The following is a 20,512-nucleotide window of genomic DNA, read 5'->3' on the forward strand; positions in this document are numbered from 1 at the left end:
AGCTACATGGTCCTGATCGCGGTGTCAAACTCCCGCCAGGCCCAACTACTTGGGACGTGCTGGCAAGGCTACACCTCGCGGTGCTGGGCCTTGCGGATGGTCACCGTTCCGCGGGCTGACTCTGGGCCGAAGATTTCGTCCCGGTCTGTCGTGCTGCCCGCCGTGGCGACGAGGAGAAAGTTACACACCCCGGTTCCGGGGAGTCAAATCGGGGGGGTCGTTTCGGCGTTTCCGCAGGTCACGAGCCCAGGACGCGCACACCGGCGAGATTGCGCTTCCCGCGGCGCACGACGAGCCAGCCCCCCGCGAGGGCGTCACCGGGGGCCGGCGTCCACGCCTCGTCGGCGACCTTCGCGTTGTTCACGTACGCGCCGCCCTCCCCCACGGCCCGCCGCGCGGCCCCCCGGCTCTCGGACAGACCGGTGGCGACGAGCAGGTCGACGATCGTCGGCCGGTCGGACGCGACCACGTCGGCGTGCGGCACCTCGGCCAGGGCGGCGTCGAGCGTGCCGGTGTCGAGGTCGCGCAGCTCCCCGCGCCCGAACAGCGCGCCGCTCGCCATCACCACCTGCTCCGTCTGGCGTGCGCCGTGCACCAACGTGGTGAGCTCGGCGGCGAGCGCGCGCTGTCCGGCGCGCAGGTGGGGCCGTTCGGCGACGTCCTCCTCGAGAGCTTCGATCTCCTCGCGGGGCAGGAACGTGAACAGGCGCAGGTACCGGCCGACGTCGGCGTCACCGACGTTCACGAAGTACTGGTACCAGGCGTACGGCGAGGTCATCGCCGGATCGAGCCAGATGTTGCCGCCGCCGGTGGACTTGCCGAACTTCCGGCCCTCGGCGTCGGTGACGAGCGGCGTCGTCAGCGCGTGCACCCCGGCGGACTCCACACGCCGGATCAGCTCCACCCCGCCGACGATGTTGCCCCACTGGTCGGAGCCGCCGATCTGCAGCCGGCAGCCGTGGCGCCGGTACAGGTGCAGGTAGTCCTGGCTCTGCAGCAGCAGGTAGCTGAACTCGGTGTACGAGAGCCCGTCGGCGGCGAGGCGGCGCTTCACCGTCTCCCGGCCGAGCATCACGTTGACCGAGAAGTGCTTGCCGACGTCGCGCAGGAACTCCAGCGCGGTCTGCCCGCCGGTCCAGTCCAGGTTGTTGACGACGAGCGCACCGGTCGGCGTGTCGTCGAACTCGACGAACCGCTCGAGCTGCCCGCGGATGCGCGACCCCCAGTCGCGGATCGTCTCGACGTCGTGGAGCGACCGCTCACCGACGTCGCGCGGGTCGCCGATCATCCCGGTGGCCCCTCCGGCGAGCACGATCGGCCGCGCCCCGGCCTGCTGGAACCGGCGCAGTGTGAGCAGCGGCACCAGGTGCCCGGCGTGCAGGCTCGGGCCCGTCGGGTCGAAGCCCGCGTAGAGCGTCAGGACGCCGTCAACCAGGTCGCGCCGCAGCGCCTCCCGGTCGGTGCTCTGCGCGATGAGGCCGCGCCACTCCAGGTCGTCCAGGATGCCGGTGCTGCGGGAGATGTCCGTGCTCACCGCCCCATCCTCCCGCAGCGGGCTACCGGGTCCGGGGCCGGACCCGGCCCGGGCGGTACACGCTGACCTCGGGAGCGCCGTCGACCCAGAACCGCCACGGCAGCTCGTGCGCCCCCGCCACCCCGACGCGCGGCCCGGTGCGGATCCGCGACGCCGGCACCGGCGGCCCGGACAGGACGCGCACCGGCGACGTCGCGCTCGTCACGTCGACCCCGTTGTGCCCGCGGTCCAGGCCCAGCAGCGACGCGAGCCGGGCCGGGCCGCGGGCCAGGTCGGTGTCGCGGCGGGCGGTGGGGCGGCGGCTCCGGGCGACCGTGAGGTCGGACACCACCTCCCCCGCGCGCATCAGCACCGCGCCCGCCTCCCCCTCGTCGAGGCAGCTGACGTTGGCGCAGAAGTGCATGCCGTAGACGAAGTAGACGTACAGGTGCCCGGCCGGGCCGAACATCACGCTGTTGCGCGGCGTCCGCCCCCGGTAGCTGTGCGACGCCGGGTCGTCGGCCCCGCGGTACGCCTCGACCTCGACGAGCCGCACCGCGACCGTGCCGTCCGGGGTGTCCGCCTCCACGGTGCACCCCAGCAGCCGCACGGCCGCGGGGAGGACGTCGGTGCTCAGCTCCTCGCGGTCGAGGAGCGTCCTCACGCCTGCTGCGCCAGCGCCAGCTTGACGCACACCGCGACGCCGGTCATCGCCTTCTCGACCTCCTCGAGCGGCGGGAACGTCGGCGCGAGCCGGATGATGGCGTCCTGCGGGTCCTCGCCGCCGGGGTGCGTGGCCCCGGCCGGCGTGAGCGCGATCCCGGCCTCGCGGGCCAGGCGCACGATCTCGGTGGCCGTGCCCTCGGGCACCGTCAGCGTGACGAAGTAGCCGCCCTTCGGCGACGACCAGGACACCCCGGGGGTGTCGGCGAAGTTCTCGGTGAGGATCTTCTCCAGCACGGCGAACTTCGGCGCGATCAGCTCCCGGTGGCGCGCCATGTGCGCGGCGACACCCGCGGCGTCGCCGAAGAACAGGGCGTGGCGCAGGTGGTTGACCTTGTCCGGGCCGATGGTGCGCTTGCCGGTGAGCGCCAGCCACCACTTGACGTTGGCGGGCGAGGCCCCCAGGAACGCGACGCCCGCGCCCGCGAGTGTGATCTTCGACGTGGAGCCGAAGACGAAGGGACGGTCGGCGTTGCCGGCCGCGTCGGCCAGGGCCAGCACGTCGGCGACCTCGATCGCGTCCTCGGTGAGGTGGTGCACCGCGTACGCGTTGTCCCACATGATCCGGAAGTCCGGGGCGGCCGTGGGCATGGCGGCCAGGCGCCGGGTCGTCTCGTCGGAGTACACGACGCCGTCGGGGTTGGCGTACTTCGGCACGCACCAGATGCCCTTGATCGACGGGTCCTCGGCGACCAGCCGCTCGACGACGTCCATGTCCGGGCCGTCGGGCGTCATCGGGACGGCGAGCAGCTCGATGCCGAGGCGGTCGCACACGGCGAAGTGCCGGTCGTAGCCGGGCGTGGGCGCGAGGAAGACGACCCGCTCCTCGTCGACCCAGCGGCGCTCGGCGCCGGGCAGCGGCGAGAGCAGCGCGTGCACCAGCGTGTCGTGCATGAGCTCGAGGCTGGAGTTGCCGAACGCGATCAGCTGGTCGACGGGCACCTGCAGCGACGGCGCGAAGATCTCGCGCAGCTCCTTGAGCCCCTGCAGGCCCTGGTAGTTGCGGGTGTCGGTGCCGTCGTCGGCCTTGTACCGCTCCCCCGGCAGACCCAGGATCGCGGACGACAGGTCGAGCTGCGCGGCCGAGGGCTTGCCGCGCGTGAGGTCGAGCTTCATGCCCTGCGCGACGAGGGCGTCGTAGTCGGCCTGGGCGCCGGCCAGGTCGGGGCGGGCCAGATCCGTGCTCATGAGGGTCCTCCGGTCGTTGCCGAGATCAGGGCGAGACAGTGCCGCGGGCGGTGGCCGCGGCGGTGCGCAGGTCGTCGAGCTGCTCGGCGACGCGCCCCCCCGCGGTCCCGCCGCGGGCGTTGCGCGAGGCTATCGAGCCCGCCACCGTGAGCACCTCGCGCACCCCGGGGGTGAGCGCGGGGTGCACGGCGGCGAGCTCGGCGTCGGTGAGGTCGGCCAGGCCGACCGAGCGGCTCTCCGCCGCCCGGACGCAGCCGCCCGCCGCCTCGTGCGCCACGCGGAACGGCACGCCCTGGCGCACCAGCCACTCGGCGACGTCGGTGGCGAGGGTGAACCCGGCCGGGGCCAGCTCGGCGAGCCGGTCGGTGTGGAACGTGAGCGTGGCGACCATGCCGGCGACGGCGGGCAGCAGCAGCTCCAGCTGCTCGACGGAGTCGAACAGCGGCTCCTTGTCCTCCTGCAGGTCGCGGTTGTAGGCCAGCGGCATGCCCTTGAGCGTGGCCAGCAGGCCGGTGAGGTTGCCGATCAGCCGGCCCGCCTTGCCGCGCGCCAGCTCCGCGACGTCGGGGTTCTTCTTCTGCGGCATGATCGAGCTGCCGGTGGAGTAGGCGTCGTCGAGCGTGACGTAGGAGAACTCCGCCGTGGCCCAGATGATGACCTCCTCGGCGAGGCGGGAGAGGTCGACCGCGACCATGGCGAGCACGAACGCCGCCTCGGCCGCGAAGTCGCGCGACGCGGTGCCGTCGATGGAGTTGGCGCTGGAGGAGGCGAAGCCCAGCTCCGCGGCGACCGCCTCCGGGTCGAGCCCGAGCGACGAGCCCGCCAGCGCGCCCGACCCGTAGGGCGAGACGGCGGCACGGGCGTCCCAGTCGCGCAGGCGGTCGACGTCGCGCAGCAGAGCGTGCGCGTGCGCGGCCAGGTGGTGGCCCAGCAGCACCGGCTGCGCGTGCTGCAGGTGCGTGCGGCCGGGCATGGGCGCGTCCGGGTGCGCCGACGCCTGCGCGACCAGCGCGTCGACGACGTCGAGCACACCCGCGCCGATCCGGGCGGCCGCGTCGCGCAGCCACATCCGGAACAGCGTGGCCACCTGGTCGTTGCGCGAGCGGCCGGCGCGCAGCTTGCCGCCCAGCTCCGGGCCCGCGCGCTCGATGAGCCCGCGCTCCAGGGCGGAGTGCACGTCCTCGTCGTCGGGGGCCGGGCCGAACGCGCCCGACTCGACGTCGGCGCCCAGCTTGGCCAGCGCGTCGAGCATGCCGGTGAGCTCGGCGTCGGTGAGCAGCCCGGCCGAGGCCAGCACCCGGGCGTGCGCCATCGACCCGCGGACGTCGTAGGGGGCGAGGCGCCAGTCGAAGTGCGTGGACTTCGACAGCGCCGCCAGCGCGTCGGCCGGGCCCGAGGCGAAGCGCCCGCCCCAGAGCGCGGATCCCGCCATCAGTCGGTCCCCGCTTCCAGGGCCGCCTCGTCGAGGGACTTGCCGGCGTCGAGCTCGCCCGTGGCGTCGTCGGTGGCCGCCGCGATCCGGTCGAAGCCGCCCGAGGGCAGCTCGCCGAACAGGGTGCCGTGCTCGACGAGCACCGTGCCCTGGTCGTGCGGCTGGCCGGCGTAGGCCTCGAGCTTGGCGCGGGAGTCGGCGATGTCGAGGTTGCGCATCGTCAGCTGGCCGATGCGGTCGGTCGGGCCGAACGCGGCGTTCTCGACGCGCTCCATCGACAGCCGGTCGGGGTGGTAGGAGAAGCCGCTGCCCTGGGTGTCGAGGACCGTGTAGTCGTCGCCGCGGCGCAGGCGCAGCGTGACCGTGCCGGTGACGAGCGAGGCGATCCAGCGCTGGATCGATTCGCGGATCATCAGCGCCTGCGGGTCGAGCCAGCGCCCCTCGTAGAGCAGGCGGCCGAGCTTGCGCCCCTCGGAGTGGTAGGCCGCCACCGTGTCCTCGTTGTGGATGGCGTTGATCAGCCGCTCGTAGGCGGCGAACAGCAGCGCCATGCCGGGCGCCTCGTAGATGCCGCGGGACTTGGCCTCGATGATCCGGTTCTCGATCTGGTCGGACATGCCGAGGCCGTGGCGGCCGCCGATCGCGTTGGCCGCCAGCACGAGGTCGACGGGGTCGGCGAACCGCGTGCCGTTGATCGCGACGGGCTTCCCGCCCTCGAACGTGACCGCGACGTCCTCGGCCTCGATGCCCACCGACGCGTCCCAGAACTTCACGCCCATGATCGGCTCGATGGTCTCCAGCGAGACGTCGAGGTGCTCGAGGGTCTTGGCCTCGTGCGTGGCGCCCCAGATGTTGGCGTCGGTGGAGTACGCCTTCTCGGCCGAGTCGCGGTAGGGCAGCCCGTGCGCGGTGAGCCAGCGGCTCATCTCGTCGCGCCCGCCCAGCTCCTGGACGAAGTCGGCGTCGAGCCAGGGCTTGTAGATGCGCAGCTCGGGGTTGGCGAGCAGGCCGTAGCGGTAGAACCGCTCGATGTCGTTGCCCTTGAACGTGGAGCCGTCGCCCCAGATGTTCACGTCGTCGGCCTGCATGGCGCGCACCAGCAGGGTGCCGGTGACGGCGCGGCCCAGCGGCGTGGTGTTGAAGTAGGTGCGGCCCCCGGAGCGGATGTGGAAGGCGCCGCACGCGAGCGCGGCCAGGCCCTCCTCGACGAGCTGCGGCCGGATGTCGACGACCCGGGCGATCTCGGCGCCGTACTGCTTGGCGCGGCCGGGCACGCCGGACATGTCGCGCTCGTCGTACTGGCCGAGGTCGGCGGTGTAGGTGCACGGGATCCCGCCGCTCTCGCGCATCCAGGCGACCGCCACGGAGGTGTCGAGCCCTCCGGAGAAGGCGATGCCGATGCGCTCGCCCTTCGGGAGGGAGGTCAGGACCTTGCTCACGGGTGACAGCTCCTAGGTCGGAGTTCGGGGTTCGGGTTCGGTCAGAGCGCGCGCAGGATCGCGACGAGCTCGGCGCCGGTGAGCGGCTCGCGGGCCACCACCAGCAGGGTGTCGTCGCCGGCGATGGTGCCGACGACGTCATGCAGTGCGGCGCGGTCCAGCGCGCTGGCCAGGAACGACGCGCCGCCGGGCGGCGTGCGCAGGACGGCCAGGTTCCCACTCGCGTCCGCGGACACGAGCAGGTCCCCCAGCAAGCGCGCCAGGCGGGCGGTGCCGCCCTCGATCCCGCGCACCGGGCTGCCGTCGTCGGGGATGACGTAGACGGGCGTGCCGCCGTCGGCGCCGCGGAGCTTGACCGCGCCCAGTTCGTCGAGGTCGCGCGAGAGCGTGGCCTGCGTGGTGCCGATGCCGTCGGCCTCCAGCATGGCGAGCAGGTCGCTCTGGCTGTGGACCTGGCGCTGCGCGATCAGCTCCACGATCCGGGCCTGCCGCGAGGCGCGCGACCGGCCGCCCTGCACCGCGGTCATCGCCGGTCCAGCAACCAGGTGAGCAGCGCCTTCTGCGCGTGCAGCCGGTTCTCGGCCTCGTCCCACACCGCGCTGCGCGGCCCGTCGATCACCTCGTCGGTGATCTCGTCGCCGCGGTGGGCGGGCAGGCAGTGCAGCACGATCGCGCTCGCGTCGGCCCGGGCCAGCAGCGCGTCGTTGACCTGCAGCGGCCGGAACGGCGCCATCCGGTCGAGCCCGTCGTCCTCCTGGCCCATCGAGACCCACGTGTCGGTGACCAGCACCTGCGCGCCCTCGGCGGCGGCCGCCGGGTCGGCGACGAGCTCCACCGAGCCGCCGGTGTCGCCGGCGCGGTGCTTGGCGTCGCGCAGGACCTCGGCGTCGGGCGCGAAGCCCTCGGGCGCGCAGACCCGCACCGTCATCCCCGCCGTCGCCCCGCCCAGCAGCAGCGAGTGCGCCATGTTGTTGGCGCCGTCGCCCAGGTAGGTCATCGTGAGCCCGGCGAGGCGGCCGAAGCGCTCGCGGACCGTCTGCAGGTCGGCGAGGACCTGGCAGGGGTGGAACTGGTCGGTGAGCGCGTTGACGACCGGCACGGTGGCCGCCGACGCCATCTCCTCGATGCGCGACTGGTCGCCGGTGCGCCAGACGATCGCGTCGACGTAGCGCGACAGCACCCGCGCGGTGTCGGCGATGGTCTCGCCGCGCCCGAGCTGGCTCGCCTTGGCGTCGACGATCAGCGCGGTGCCGCCCAGCTGCGCGATGCCGACCTCGAACGAGATGCGCGTGCGCGTGGAGGACTTGTCGAACACCACCGCGACCGGGCGCGGGCCCTCCAGAGGCCGGTGGCCGTAGCGGTCGGCCTTCATCACGTCGGCGAGGTCGAGGACCTCCCGCTGCTCGGCAGGGGTGAGGTCGTCGTCGCGCAGCAGGTGGCGGATCACGTCGTCCCGCCCTCGACGGCCCGGTCCAGGATCCCGGGCAGCGCGGTGAGGAACTCCCCCGCCTGGGCCTCGGTGAGCACCAGCGGCGGGGCGAGGCGGACGCGGTCGGGCACGGCGTTGTTGACGAGGAACCCGGCGTCGCGCGCGGCGGAGGCGACGGCGGCCGACACGGGCTGCGTGAGACCGATCCCGATGTGCAGGCCGGCCCCGCTGACGCCGTTCACCAGCGGGTGCGCCAGGTCCTCGACGCCCGCCGCGATGGTCTTCCCGACGAGGGTGACGTGCTCGAGCAGGCCGTCGGACGCGATCGTGGCGAGCACGGCCAGGGCCGCGGCGCAGCACACGGGGTTGCCGCCGAAGGTGGTGCCGTGCTGGCCCGGCTCCAGCAGCGAGGCCGCCGCGCCGATGCCGATGCAGGCGCCGATCGGCAGGCCGCCGCCGAGGCCCTTGGCCAGGGTGATCACGTCGGGCACGATCCCCGACGCCTGGTGGGCGAACCACGCGCCGGTGCGGCCGATGCCGGTCTGCACCTCGTCGAGGACGAGCAGGGCGCCGCGCGCGGTGGTGATCTCGCGGGCCGCGGCCAGGTAGCCCTCGGGCGGCACGACGACGCCGGCCTCGCCCATGATCGGCTCGAGGAAGACCGCGGCCGTGTCGGACGTGACGGCGGCGTCGAGCGCGGCGACGTCGCCGAACGGGATGTGCGTGACGCCGGGCACGAGCGGCTCGAACGGCGTGCGCTTCGGGGGCTGGCCGGTGAGCGCGAGCGCGCCCATCGTCCGCCCGTGGAACGCCCCCTCGCAGGCCACGACCCCGGACCGACCGGTGCGCCGCGCGATCTTGAAGGCGGCCTCGTTGGCCTCGGCGCCGGAGTTGCAGAACAGCACCCGCGCGTCCGGCGCGTCGAGCAGCTCCAGCAGCTTCTCGGCCAGGGCCAGCGGGGGCTCGGTGATGTAGAGGTTGCTGGTGTGCCCCAGCGTCGAGAGCTGGGTGGTGACGGCCTCGACGACGGCGGGGTGCGCGTGCCCGAGGGCGTTGACGGCGATGCCGCCGAGCAGATCGAGGTAGCGGCGGCCGTCGGCGTCCCACACCTCGGCGCCGGAGCCGCGCACCAGGGTGAGCGGCGGCGTGCCGTAGTTGTCCATGAGCGCGTGCTGCCAGCGCTCGGCGTGGGTGGTCACGGGATCACCATCGTTCCGACTCCCTCGTGGGTGAACACTTCCAGCAGGACCGAGTGCGGCACCCGGCCGTCGATCACGTGGGCCTGGGGGACGCCGCCCCGCACCGCGCGCAGGCAGGCCTCCATCTTCGGCGCCATCCCCGCCTCCAGCCCCGGGAGCATCGGCTCCAGCTCGGCCGCGGTGAGCTCGCTGATCACCGAGTCGGGGTCGGGGTAGTCGGCGTAGAGGCCGACGACGTCGGTGAGGACGACGAGCTTGGCCGCGCCCAGCGCCGAGGCGAGCGCGGCGGCCGCGCTGTCGGCGTTGATGTTGTAGACCTGCCCGTCGACGTCGGGCGCGATGCCCGCGACGACCGGGATCCGCCCGGCGCGCACGATGTCGAGCACGGCGTCCGGGCTGACCTCGACGACGTCGCCGACCAGCCCGATGTCGACGGCCTCGCCACCGACCAGCGCCGTCCGCTTCTCGGCGGTGAACAGGCCGGCGTCCTCCCCGGACAGCCCGACGGCGTAGGGCCCGTGCTGGTTGATCAGCCCGACGAGCTCGCGCCCGACCTGGCCGACCAGCACCATCCGCACGACGTCGATCGTCTCGGGGGTGGTGACGCGCAGCCCGCCGCGGAACTCGCCGGGCAGGCCCAGCCGCGTGAGCATCGCGCTGATCTGCGGGCCGCCGCCGTGCACGACCACCGGCAGGATCCCGGCCAGGCGCAGGAACACCATGTCGCGGGCGAAGGCCTGCTTGAGCTCCTCGTCGATCATGGCGTTGCCGCCGTACTTCACGACGACGATGCGCCCGTGGAACCGCTGCAGCCAGGGCAGGGCCTCGGCGAGGATGCCGGCCTTCTCCCCCGCGCGGGCGAGCCGCTGCTCAAGAGGGGTACGCACTGTTCTCCTCCACGTAGGCGTGCGAGAGGTCGGTCGTGAGGATCTCGCCCTCCCCCTCGCCCAGGCCGAGCGCGACGGCGACGAGGATGTCGGCGCCGGACAGGTCGACCGACGTGCGCCCGCCCGCGGCGACCCCGCCGACGCACAGCGGGACCCCGTTGACGGTGATGTCGAGGCGGTCGGGGTCGACGGCGGCGTCGGAGTAGCCGACGGCGGCGGCGATCCGGCCCCAGTTGGCGTCGGAGCCGAACAGCGCGGTCTTGACGAGGCTGTCGCGCGCGACCGTCCGCGCGACGACGACCGCCTCGTCCTCGGTGGCGGCGCCGGTGACCCGCACCGTGATCCGCTTGGTGACGCCCTCGGCGTCGGCCTGCATCTGCCGGGCCAGGTCGCGGCACACGTCGGTGACCGCGGCGGTGAACTCCGCGGGGTCCGGCCGCACCCCGGACGCGCCCGAGGCCAGCAGCAGCACGGTGTCGTTGGTGGACATCGAGCCGTCGACGTCGAGCCGGTCGAAGCTCACGCGGACGGCCGCGCGCAGGGCGGCGTCGAGCTCCGGGGCGTCGAGCAGGGCGTCGGTGGTGAGGACCGAGAGCATCGTGGCCATCGACGGGGCGATCATGCCGGCGCCCTTGGTCATGCCGCCGACGCGCCAGCCGGCCTCCGACACCGCGTCGGCCTGCTTGGCGACGGTGTCGGTGGTCATGATCGCGCCGGCGGCGGCCGTGCCGGCGTCGGCGCCCGCGGCGAGCGCGCCGTGGGCCTTCTCGACCCCGGCCAGGACGGTGTCGCGCGGGAGCTGCGCACCGATCAGCCCGGTGGAGCAGATGGCCACCTCGACCGCACCGCAGCCCAGCAGCTCGGCCGCCCGCTCCGCCGTGGCGTGCGCGACCTGGAAGCCCTCGGGTCCCGTGCAGGCGTTGGCGCCGCCGGAGTTGAGGACGACCGCGCGCAGCGCGCCGGACGTGAGCACCTGCTCCGACCACAGGACGGGCGCGGCCTTGACCTTGTTGCGGGTGAAGACGCCCGCGGCGGCGGTGCGGGGGCCGTCGTTGACGACGAGGGCGAGGTCGGGGTTGCCGCTGGACTTGATGCCGGCGGCGACGCCCGCGGCCCGGAAGCCCTGCGCCGACGTGACGCTCACGGCGCGACCCCCGTCAACGGGAGGCCGGCGGTCTCGGGCAGGCCCAGCGCCAGGTTCATGCACTGGACGGCGGCGCCGGCGGTGCCCTTCGTGAGGTTGTCGATCGCGGCGACGACGATCAGCCGGCCGGCGTCGGGGTCGACGGTGACCTGCAGGTGCACGGTGTTGGCGCCGAGCGTGGCCGCCGTGGTGGGCCAGACCCCCTCGGGCAGCAGGTGCACGAACGGCTCGTCGGCGTAGGCCTTGGCGTAGACCTCACGGACCTCCTCGGCGCTCGCCGACGTGCGCGCCGAGCAGGACGCGAGGATGCCGCGGGGCAGCGGGGCGAGGACGGGCGTGAAGCTCACGTCGACAGTCGTACCGGCGACCCCCGACAAGTTCTGGACGATCTCGGGCGTGTGCCGGTGCCCGCCCCCGACGCCGTAGGCCGAGAGCGAGCCCATGACCTCGGCGCCGAGCAGGTGCGGCTTGAGCGACTTGCCCGCGCCGGACGTGCCCGTCACGGCGGTGACGACGACCGACGGCTCGGCCAGACCCGCGGCCAGCGCCGGGAACAGGGCGAGGCTGATCGCCGTCGGGTAGCAGCCGGGGACGGCGACGCGGCGGGTGCCGCGCAGCGCGTCGCGGGCGCCGGGCAGCTCGGGGAGGCCGTAGGGCCAGCTCCCGGCGTGCTCGCCGCCGTACCAACGCTCCCAGGCGGCCGGGTCGGTGAGGCGGTGGTCGGCGCCGCAGTCGACGACGACGGTCTCGTCGCCGAGCCGGGCCGCCAGCGCCGCGGAGTGTCCGTGGGGCAGCGCGAGGAAGACGACGTCGTGACCCGCGAGGGTCTCCGGCGTCGTGTCGAGGAGCACCCGGTCGGCCAGCGGCAGCAGGTGCGGCTGGTGCTCGCCCAGCGTCGTCCCCGCGCTCCCCCCGGCCGTGAGGGCCCCGATCTCGACGTCGGGATGGGCCAGCAGCAGCCGGAGGACCTCTCCTCCGGCGTACCCGCTGGCCCCGGCCACCGCGATCCGCACCATGTGCATGACTATGCACTGTTGTGCAACCTGATGCAAACGAGTTGCTGAGCGCGGACGTGGTGGCGCGGGCGGTGGGGTGGCCGCGTCCGCTGCTGCCCGTCCGATCGTCGGTGTGACCGGCGGTGTGATCGCCGAGATCGTGCCACCAGTGCCCCTCCCGCGACCGTGATGGTGCGGTCTCGCGGATCTTCGTCAGCTCGAGCCGGGGTGATCGTCGAGAGCGTGACACCGGGGTCGTCGGGACGTCCGCGGTGTCACGGTCCTGGCGTCACCGCGCCCGCCGCCTGCGGAAGGGCCCTCGATGACGGCCGCGTTCTGGCCGTCCGGGTGCGTACAGCGCCGAGCTGGTCGCCGGACCGGCGCAGCGCCGTCTGCGCCTGCCCGGCGGTGCCCAGGACGCCGCGACGGCAGCTCGAACCGGGCAGCCGGTGGCTGTCTGCGCACGTGCAGCGGTGCGCTGGAAGCCAGGAGGTGCGCGGTCGCCCGGCGTGATCGCCCCCGATCGCACCTGACGGCTGGAGGGACGACCGTGGTGTGCGGACGGCGACGATCGCGGTGGCGTGATCACCGTAACCGCACCGTCAGCGACCGGTCCGCGACCCTGGCGGCGCGGTCCCGACGATCTTCCTGCCCACGGGGCGACGGGGGTCGGATCCGGGCCGGACACCGACCTCGCACTGCTCACCGACACGATCGAGGCCACCCTCGACAACCCCGACTTCTTCCTCCGCAAGGGCATCGGCTGGGCGTTGCGCCAGCACGGGCGGGTCGACCCGGAGTGGGTGCGCGCGTTCGTCGCCGCCCACGCGGCCCTGTCGCCGCTGTCGCGGAAGGAGGCGCTCAGGCACCTGCAGGCCTGACGGGTTCCGCGGAACGGCCACGGGGCGCAGGGGTGCCCGGCTAGCGTCCCCGCCGTGGGGAGCGCCCGAGGGGACGAGGGGCGGCGGACCGGCGCGCCGGTGGCGGTGCCGGCGGCAGCGGCGGTGCTCGTGGCGGCCGCTCTCGCGCTCACCGGCTGCTCCGCCACCGTCGTCCCGGGGGCCGGGCGGGCGGCCGCGCCGGTGGTCGTGACGGCTGCGCCGGACGCCGCCGACCCCACCGGGCCGGGAACCGGAACCGGGCCCGAGGGTGGGACCGGCTCCGACACCGGACCCGGGGGTGGGACCGGGCCCGGAGGCGGGACCGGGCCTGAGGACGGGACCGGCTCCGAGACCGGACCGGACACCGGCAGCGGGACGGACACCGGGACCGGACCGGACGCCGGGACCGCGAACGGGACCGGAGTTCCGCGCCCGGCACTCGCCGCCGACGTCCTCGCCGACGAGTGCCTCCTCGACGCCCTGGCGCTCAGCGCGCTCCTCGGCGAGCCGGTCCTCCCGCCGCGGCAGATGCCGGTGACGCGATCCGACGGCTCCCGCCCCACGAGCTGCGTGGCCACCTCCACGGCACGACCCCCGGAGCCGCTGGCGTCGGTCAACGTCTACGAGCCCCGGACCGGCACCCCCGCCGACTTCGTGCGCTCCGCCCCGCCGCAGGGCCGCCGCACCCTCGACGGCGCCGGCGAGGCCGCCGCGCTCGTCGACACCGCCCCGGGCGTCACCTCCAGCTCGCGGGCGCCCGCTACGTCGTGACGATCGCGGTGCTCGACGGCGCCCCGGGCGACGACGCGTGGCGCGTCGCCGCGGCCGCCGCGCTCGCGGCCCTGCCCACGTGATCCAGGCCCGCCCACCTGACCGCCCCGCGCCCCGCCCGACCGGCCGCCCCGCCCGACCGCCCGCCCCGCCCAACCGCCCGCCCCGCCCGACCGGGCGATCCGGCCGACCGGGCGATCCGGCCGACCGGGCGAGCAGGCCGGGCAGACCAGCAGGCCGGGCAGACCAGCAGACCGGGCAGACGAGCAGACCGGGCAGACGAGCAGGCGGACGAGCGGGCGACCCCGGTCGAACGACCTACCGGACGCCCGCCCACAGCTCCCGCAGGTCGCCCCGCGGGTCGGTCAGCGTCTCGACCACGTCCCCGAACCGCCGGACCGCCCGACCCTCCGCGTAGCGCGGCCAGCCCGGGTCGCCGGTCCGGGCGAAGGCCACCCACGCCGCGTGCATGGCGTCGGCGAGCGCCTGCGGGGGTGCGCCGCCCGAGAGGTCGGAGCCCGCGGCGAGGGTGTCGAACACGAACCCGATCTCCAGCGCGTGGCAGGAGCCCAGCCGCCCGTCGAGGACGGGGGTGGTCCAGTCGAACTCGTAGACGTGCGCGCGCCCGTGCGCCTCGGCGAGCCGCACGGCGGGGATGCGGAAGAACCAGTCGCTCATGAGGTCGGCGAGGACGAGCCCGTCGGGGGTGTCGGGCCGCTCGGCCCGGTAGGCCTCGACGGCACCGGCCGGCAGCCGGTACGCCCCCACGACCGCCGCGATCGCGGCGTCGGTGACGCTGTCGACGGCGCCGGTCGGCACCAGGAAGAAGCGGTGCTCGTCACGGTTGCTGCCGACGAGGACCTCGACGTCGGCGCTCGCCCCCGCCGCGACCGCCTCGATCGGCAGCACCGGCAGCACCTCGCCGTCGACGACGGGCTCGAAGACCATCGAGTTGAGCGTGATCTCGCGCCAGCGCGCGGGGTCGGGCGTGGTGGCCGACTGCGCGCTGAGCGCCTGCTGCGCCGCGACCAGCCGCGCCGGCTCCACCCCGGCGAAGCCCTCGACGGTGGGCGCGACGCCCACCTCCTCGGCCATGTACCCGGCCACCTTCGCCGCCGTCGCCGCGCTCAGCGCGTGGTGCCCGGCCCCGCTCTGCAGGATCGCGCGGTGGAACAGCCCGGCCGCCGACGGCATGGCCAGCAGCGCCCCGACGCTCATCCCGCCGGCGGACTCCCCGAACACCGTGACGGCGTCGGGGTCGCCGCCGAACGCGGCGATGTTGTCGCGGACCCAGCGCAGCGCCGCAACCTGGTCGAGCAGGCCGCGGTTGGGCGGGGCGTCGGGCAGGTGCAGGAAGCCCTCGGCGCCGAGGCGGTAGTTGACCGAGACGAGCACGACGCCGTCGCGGGCGAACGCCGACCCGTCGTAGGAGGGGATCGAGTTGGAGCCGTTGACGAACGCGCCGCCGTGGATCCACACCATGACCGGCAGCCCGGACGCCGTCGGGTCCGGCGTCCACACGTTGACGTTGAGGATCTCCTCCCCCGGCACCCGCACGACGGGCAGCAGCGCGGAGAAGGGCAGCGGGTAGCCGGGCGCGGGCGCGGTCGGCCCGTGCTCGAGCGCGTCGCGGACCCCCTCCCACGGCGTGACGGGCGCCGGCTCGCGGAACCGGCGCGGCCCGAACGGCGCCGCCGCGTAGGGGACGCCGAGGAACGCGGTGACGCCGTCGGCCGTGCGGCCGCGCAGCTCACCGGAGGAGGTCTTCACGACGGAGTGCATGCCCCGTTTCTACCTCGTGAGTGGCGATCGTGGCTCCGGCCACGATCGCCACTCACGGGCGGCGGAGCCGCACTACGCCCGCAGCACCGCCGCGTGCCGCTCGGTGGCCACCGCCACCGCGGCGTCGCGGGCCGCGTTGGCCTCCTCGCTCGTGAGCGTCCGGTCGGGCGCGCGGAAGCGCAGCGTGAAGGCCAGCGACCGCTTGCCCTCGCCGACCTGCTCGCCCGCGTAGACGTCGAACAGGCGGACGGTCTCCAGCAGCTCCCCGCCCCCGTCGACCAGCGCGTCGGTGAGCGCGGCGACCGGGACGGCCGTGTCGGCGACCAGCGCCACGTCGACCCCGACCGGCGGGTACGGCGACACCCGCGGCGCCGTGCGGAGCTCGCGCAGCGGCAGCGCGTCGAGGTCGAGCTCCATCGCGCAGGTGCGCGGCGGCAGCCCGAGGGCCTCGACGACCTTCGGGTGCAGCTCGCCCGCGTGCCCGACGATCCAGTCGCCGACGCGCAGCGCGGCGCACCGCCCGGGGTGCCAGGGTGCCAGCGCGGCCGCGGTGACCCGCAGCTCGACCCCCGCGGCCTGCCCGACGAGCGTGCCCGCGGCGATCGCGTCTGCCCACCCGGCCGCGCGGCCGGGGCCCCACCAGCCGCGCGCCTCGCGGTCGCCCGCCAGGACGGCGGCCACGTGCAGCGGCTGCGCGGGCAGCGCGGCGCGGATCTGCGCGTACTCGGCGTCGGTCGGACGGCGGTCGACGGGCGGGGCCGGCATCGCGACGGGCTGGTGGTGCGGCAGCACGACCTGCCCGACGTGGTAGAGCGCGACGTCGGCCGCACCGCGGGAGCGGTTGCGCACCAGCATGTCGAGCAGGCCGGGCAGCAGCGTCGACGTGAGCTCGGCGCGCTCGGCGTCGAGCGGGTTGAGCACGCGGACGGTCCGGCGGCGGACGTCGTCGGCGTCGAGGCCCAGCGCGTCCCACGCGGCGGGCCCGACGAACGGGAACGGCAGCACCTCGACGTACCCGGCCTCGGCGAGCGCGCGCGACACCGCTCGGCGCCGGACCTGCGCCGGAGTGAGGCCGCGGCCGGCGGGGGCGGCGGGCAGCACGGACGGGATCGTGTCCAGCCCCTCCAGCCGCAGCACCTCCTCGACGAGGTCGGCGGCCTGCACGAGGTCGGGACGCCACGACGGCGGGGTGGCGAGCACCTGCGCGCGGCCGTCGTCGCCCGTGACGAGCTCGACGGCGCAGCCGACCTGGCCGAGCCGGCGGACCGTGGCCCCGCGGGGGTAGGCGCGCCCGGCCACGCGGTCGGGCAGGTCGAGCGGCATCGTGACGGCGGAGCGGTCGGGCACGGACCCGACGTCGGTGCGGCCGTCGGCGATCGTGCCGCCGCCGTGCTCGACGAGCAGCTGCGCCGCCCGCTCGACGGCCGCGGGCGGGAGCTGCGGGTCGACGACCCGCTCGAAGCGCTTGGACGCCTCGCTGGGCAGCTTGTGCCGGCGGGCGGTGCGGGCGATGCCGGTGGGCTCCCAGTGCGCGCCCTCGAGCAGCACGTCGATGGTGCCGTCGGGGCCCGGCCCGGCGATCTCGGTGGACGCCCCGCCCATCACCCCGGCCAGCGCGATCGGGCCGGAGTCGTCGGTGACCAGCAGGTCGTCGGCGTCGAGGGTGCGGGCGGCTTCGTCGAGCGTGACCAGCCGCTCGCCGGCCCGCGCCCGGCGCACGACGATCGGGCCGCTCAGCCGCCCGGCGTCGAACGCGTGCAGCGGCTGGCCCAGCTCCAGCATCACGTAGTTGGTGACGTCGACGACGAGCGAGATCGGCCGCATCCCGGCGGCGAGCAGCCGCCGCTGCATCCACCACGGCGCCGGCAGGCGCGGGTCGACGCCGTCGACGCGCCGCGCGACGAACCGCGGGCAGCGCTCCGGCTCCTCGACGACGACCGGCCAGGCCGCACCCTCGGCGTCGGGCACGGTGACCCGGGCGGCCGGGTCGGAGAAGTCGGCGTCGAGCGCGCACGCCATCTCGCGGCCCAGACCGCGCAGGGAGAAGCAGTAGCCGCTGTCGGGGTTGACGTCGAGCTCGATCACCGGGTCGTCGATGCCCAGCAGCTCACGGGCGTCGTCGCCGGGCTCCCCCGCGCCGGGCGGCAGCACGAGGATGCCCGCGTGGTCGGCGCCGATCCCCAGCTCGCGGACCGAGGCGATCATGCCGTCGGAGACGTGGCCGTAGGTCTTGCGCGCGGAGATCGCGAAGCCGCCGGGCAGCACCGCGCCGGGCAGCGCGACGACGACGAGGTCGCCCTCCGCGAAGTTCCGCGCCCCGCAGATGACGCCGTTGGTCTGCTCCGGGCCGACCTGCACCTGGCACCAGCGGATCGGCTTCTTGAGGCCGGTGAGCTCCTCGATCTCCAGGACGCGGCCGACGACGAGCGGCCCGGTCAGCTCCGGGGCGCGGTGGACCTCCTCCACCTCGAAGCCGACGCGCACGAACGCCTCGGCGGTCTCGTCGACCGACGGCAGCTCGCCGACGAGCTCGGACAGCCAGGACTGCGGGACTCGCACCAGTACTCCTAGATTCCGAAGGCGCGGGAGAAGCGGACGTCGCCCTCGACCATGTCGCGCATGTCGGGGATGCCGTTGCGGAACATGAGCGTGCGCTCCAGGCCCATGCCGAACGCGAAGCCCGAGTACACCTCGGGGTCGACGCCGCAGGCCCGCAGGACGTTGGGGTGCACCATCCCGCAGCCGCCCCACTCGACCCAGCCCGCGCCGCCCTTCTTCTCCGGGAACCACACGTCGGGCTCGGCGGAGGGCTCGGTGAACGGGAAGTACGACGGGCGCAGCCGGATCTTCGACGTCGTGCCGAACATCGCGCGCGCGAACGCGTCGAGCGTGCCCTTGAGGTGGGCCATCGTGAGGCCCTTGTCGATCGCGATGCCCTCGACCTGGTGGAACACCGGGGTGTGGGTGGCGTCGAGGGCGTCGGTGCGGAACGTGCGCCCGGGGCAGACGACGTAGACGGGCAGGTCGCGGTCGAGCAGCGAGCGGATCTGCACCGGTGACGTGTGCGTGCGCAGGACCGCCCCGGCGTCGCCCGCGTCGTCGGCGAGGTAGAACGTGTCCTGCATCGTCCGCGCGGGGTGGTCCTTGCCGAAGTTCAGCGCGTCGAAGTTGAGCCAGGACGACTCGACCTCGGGCCCCTCGGCGACCTCCCAGCCCATCGCGACGAACACGTCGGCGATCTGCTCGGAGATCTGCGTGAGCGGGTGGCGGGCGCCGCGGGGCGTGCGGTCCCAGGGCAGCGTGACGTCGACGGCCTCCTCGGCCAGCACGCGCGCGTCGCGCTCCGCGGAGAGCACGGCGCGGCGGGCGTCGAACGCCTCCTGCACCTCCTGGCGGGCGGCGTTGACGCGCTTGCCGGCGTCGGCCCGGTCGGGGCCGGGCAGCGACCCCAGCTCGCGGCGGGCCAGCAGCAGCGGCGCGCGGTCGCCGAGGTGCGCGGGGCGGACCGCGGCGAGCTCCGCCAGGTCCGCGGCGCCGTCGAACGCCCCGCGGGCCGCCTGCACGGCTGCGGCGAGGACGTCGGGATCGAGCGCATCGGACATGGGAACCAGGGAACCTCTCGACCGCGGTGCAGGGCGAGGGGATTCTAGGTGGACGTCCGGGTGCCGCCCGGACGCGCCCCGGCGGCGCGGGCGGTTGCCCCGCCCCCGGCCGGGAACCCGGCGGCCGTGATCCTCGGATACCCGGACGACCCGACCGTCACCGCGGGGGGACGGATCGTCCTGCGCGTGTCGACCGACGCCCCCGCGTTCCGGGTCCTCGTCTACCGCTGCGGCGCCCGCACCGAGCTCGTGCAGGCCACGGACTGGCTGCCCGGCCGGTCGGCGCCCCGCCTGCTGCCGTTCGAGGACTGGGACTGGCCCGCCCACGCCCTCGACGTGCCGGCCGACCGGGCCGCGGGCGTCCACGTCGCGGTGCTGGTGGAGGGCGACGGACGGCGGTGGACGACCCCGGAGGTCGCGCCCGACCCCGACGCGCGGACCGCCCGCGTCCTGTTCGTGGTGCGCGCCCCCGCCGACCGGCGGCCGCGGGTCCTCTACAAGCTGCCGCTGCTGACCTACCACGCCTACAACCTCGGGGTGCCCGACCCCGGACGGGCGTGGAGCCTCTACAGCCTGCCCGAGCCGCGCCCGGCCGAGGTGCCGCCGACGGTCTCGGTGCGCCGCCCCGGCGGCGGGACCGGTGGGACGCCGTGGGACGTGTTCAACCACGACCCGTTCGACCCCAGCCCGCGCCAGACCTTCCGGCACTGGGACGCCCCGTTCCTCGCCTGGCTGGAGCGGCACGGTGTCGCCGTCGACCTCTGCACCGACCTCGACCTGCACCGCGACCCGGCGCTGCTCGACCGCTGCACGCTCCTGCTCTCCGCCGGGCACGACGAGTACTGGACCGACGCCATGCGTGACGGGGCCGAGAAGTTCGTGGCCGACGGCGGCAACGTCGCCTTCTTCGGCGGGAACACGTGCTGGTGGCGGGTGGAGTTCGACGACGACCACGCGTTCCGCCGCGTCGCGAACTGGTGGGACCCGGCGGGACCGGACCGCCCGGAGAACCACCTCACCGGGGTGAGCTTCCGCAACGGCGGCGAGCGCGACCGCGACGACCACCCCGTCCCCGTCGGGTACCGGGTCCAGCACGCCGACCACTGGGTGTGGGAGGGCACGGGCCTGGCCGACGGCGACGTGATCGGCGACGGCCCGGACGAGTACCTGATCGGCTACGAGGCCGACGGCGCGCACTTCGACCGCTCCCGCACCGCGCGCGGGCTGCCGGCCCGCCCCACCGGCGACGACGGGACGCCGGGCGGCTTCACCATCCTCGGCGTCGGGGACATCGCCCCCGGCGGCTGGGGCCACGGCAACGCCGCGGCCACCATGGGCCTGCACGACGGCGGGGGCGGCACCGTCTTCACCGCGTCGACGACGGACTGGCCGCGGCTGCTCGCCGGCGGCACCTGCCCCGCGGTGGAGCAGGTGACGCACAACGTGGTGAGCCGGCTCGCGGGAGGCGCGTCCTAGGTGTACTGATCGGAGACGTTGGTCGAGGTCGTGTGACGACACGGTCTGACT

16 protein-coding genes and 1 pseudogene are annotated in these 20,512 nt (G+C 74.9%); 3 read left to right on the top strand and 14 right to left on the bottom strand.

The window, feature by feature from the left end; translation table 11 throughout:
* Positions 1-238 precede the first annotated feature (238 nt).
* From tyrS to argC, 11 genes are read right to left on the bottom strand one after another with little or no spacing between them, the layout of a single operon-like run.
* Positions 239-1,534, bottom strand: coding sequence for a tyrosine--tRNA ligase (gene tyrS / locus HOP40_RS27665; protein WP_240157311.1), 1,296 nt, complete (start codon positions 1,532-1,534; stop codon positions 239-241).
* A 22-nt stretch (positions 1,535-1,556) separates the two neighbouring features.
* Positions 1,557-2,177, bottom strand: a complete 621-nt coding sequence (locus tag HOP40_RS27670) for a DNA-3-methyladenine glycosylase (protein ID WP_172164047.1) — start codon at positions 2,175-2,177, stop codon at positions 1,557-1,559.
* Complete coding sequence (locus HOP40_RS27675; RefSeq protein WP_172164050.1) at positions 2,174-3,424, bottom strand: aspartate aminotransferase type Ic; 1,251 nt, start codon at positions 3,422-3,424, stop codon at positions 2,174-2,176. The genes HOP40_RS27670 and HOP40_RS27675 overlap by 4 nt, the downstream gene beginning before the upstream one ends.
* 25 nt (positions 3,425-3,449) lie before the next feature.
* On the bottom strand, positions 3,450-4,856 hold the full coding sequence (argH, locus tag HOP40_RS27680; RefSeq protein ID WP_172164053.1) for an argininosuccinate lyase: 1,407 nt from the start codon (positions 4,854-4,856) through the stop codon (positions 3,450-3,452).
* On the bottom strand, positions 4,856-6,295 hold the full coding sequence (gene argG, locus HOP40_RS27685; protein WP_172164056.1) for an argininosuccinate synthase: 1,440 nt from the start codon (positions 6,293-6,295) through the stop codon (positions 4,856-4,858). The genes argH and argG overlap by 1 nt, the downstream gene beginning before the upstream one ends.
* A gap of 41 nt (positions 6,296-6,336) precedes the next feature.
* A complete protein-coding gene (locus tag HOP40_RS27690) occupies positions 6,337-6,822 on the bottom strand; it encodes an arginine repressor (RefSeq protein WP_172164059.1) in 486 nt (161 codons plus the stop codon).
* Entirely contained in the window at positions 6,819-7,742 is a 924-nt protein-coding gene (gene argF / locus HOP40_RS27695; protein WP_172164062.1) for an ornithine carbamoyltransferase, read from the bottom strand. Before argF ends, HOP40_RS27690 begins: the two co-directional genes overlap by 4 nt.
* Positions 7,739-8,923 (bottom strand): acetylornithine transaminase, encoded by a 1,185-nt coding sequence (locus HOP40_RS27700; RefSeq protein ID WP_172164065.1) that lies wholly within the window; start codon positions 8,921-8,923, stop codon positions 7,739-7,741. Before HOP40_RS27700 ends, argF begins: the two co-directional genes overlap by 4 nt.
* Positions 8,920-9,810 carry an acetylglutamate kinase gene (gene argB / locus HOP40_RS27705; protein WP_172164068.1) on the bottom strand — a complete coding sequence of 297 codons (891 nt, stop codon included), beginning with the start codon at positions 9,808-9,810 and terminating at the stop codon, positions 8,920-8,922. Before argB ends, HOP40_RS27700 begins: the two co-directional genes overlap by 4 nt.
* Positions 9,794-10,954, bottom strand: coding sequence for a bifunctional glutamate N-acetyltransferase/amino-acid acetyltransferase ArgJ (argJ, locus tag HOP40_RS27710; protein WP_172164071.1), 1,161 nt, complete (start codon positions 10,952-10,954; stop codon positions 9,794-9,796). The genes argB and argJ overlap by 17 nt, the downstream gene beginning before the upstream one ends.
* Positions 10,951-11,976, bottom strand: a complete 1,026-nt coding sequence (argC, locus tag HOP40_RS27715) for an N-acetyl-gamma-glutamyl-phosphate reductase (RefSeq protein ID WP_172164074.1) — start codon at positions 11,974-11,976, stop codon at positions 10,951-10,953. The genes argJ and argC overlap by 4 nt, the downstream gene beginning before the upstream one ends.
* A gap of 596 nt (positions 11,977-12,572) precedes the next feature.
* On the opposite strand from argC, the pseudogene HOP40_RS36140 reads away from it, so the two are divergent.
* Together HOP40_RS36140 and HOP40_RS27725 are read left to right on the top strand one after the other, a co-directional pair.
* Positions 12,573-12,830 (top strand): annotated as a pseudogene (locus tag HOP40_RS36140) (DNA alkylation repair protein); the annotation flags it as partial.
* Between the two features lie 54 nt (positions 12,831-12,884).
* The gene (locus HOP40_RS27725; RefSeq protein WP_172153792.1) at positions 12,885-13,601 is read left to right on the top strand and encodes a hypothetical protein; all 717 of its coding nucleotides are present in this window, start codon (positions 12,885-12,887) and stop codon (positions 13,599-13,601) included.
* A 318-nt stretch (positions 13,602-13,919) separates the two neighbouring features.
* On the opposite strand, the gene HOP40_RS27730 is transcribed toward HOP40_RS27725, so the two are convergent.
* The 3 genes from HOP40_RS27730 to pheS form a co-directional block, all read right to left on the bottom strand.
* Positions 13,920-15,383 (bottom strand): carboxylesterase/lipase family protein, encoded by a 1,464-nt coding sequence (locus tag HOP40_RS27730; protein WP_172164076.1) that lies wholly within the window; start codon positions 15,381-15,383, stop codon positions 13,920-13,922.
* A 72-nt stretch (positions 15,384-15,455) separates the two neighbouring features.
* On the bottom strand, positions 15,456-17,942 hold the full coding sequence (pheT, locus tag HOP40_RS27735) for a phenylalanine--tRNA ligase subunit beta (RefSeq protein ID WP_172164079.1): 2,487 nt from the start codon (positions 17,940-17,942) through the stop codon (positions 15,456-15,458).
* Positions 17,943-17,950: 8 nt separating this feature from the next.
* Positions 17,951-18,985: a phenylalanine--tRNA ligase subunit alpha gene (gene pheS, locus HOP40_RS27740; protein WP_172164082.1), complete on the bottom strand. Its 1,035-nt coding sequence runs from the start codon at positions 18,983-18,985 to the stop codon at positions 17,951-17,953.
* Positions 18,986-19,033: 48 nt separating this feature from the next.
* Between pheS and HOP40_RS27745 the strand changes: the two genes are divergently transcribed.
* Complete coding sequence (locus tag HOP40_RS27745) at positions 19,034-20,461, top strand: N,N-dimethylformamidase beta subunit family domain-containing protein (protein WP_205346946.1); 1,428 nt, start codon at positions 19,034-19,036, stop codon at positions 20,459-20,461.
* Positions 20,462-20,512: the final 51 nt, after the last annotated feature.

Source organism: Pseudonocardia broussonetiae, assembly GCF_013155125.1.
GTDB lineage: Bacteria > Actinomycetota > Actinomycetes > Mycobacteriales > Pseudonocardiaceae > Pseudonocardia > Pseudonocardia broussonetiae.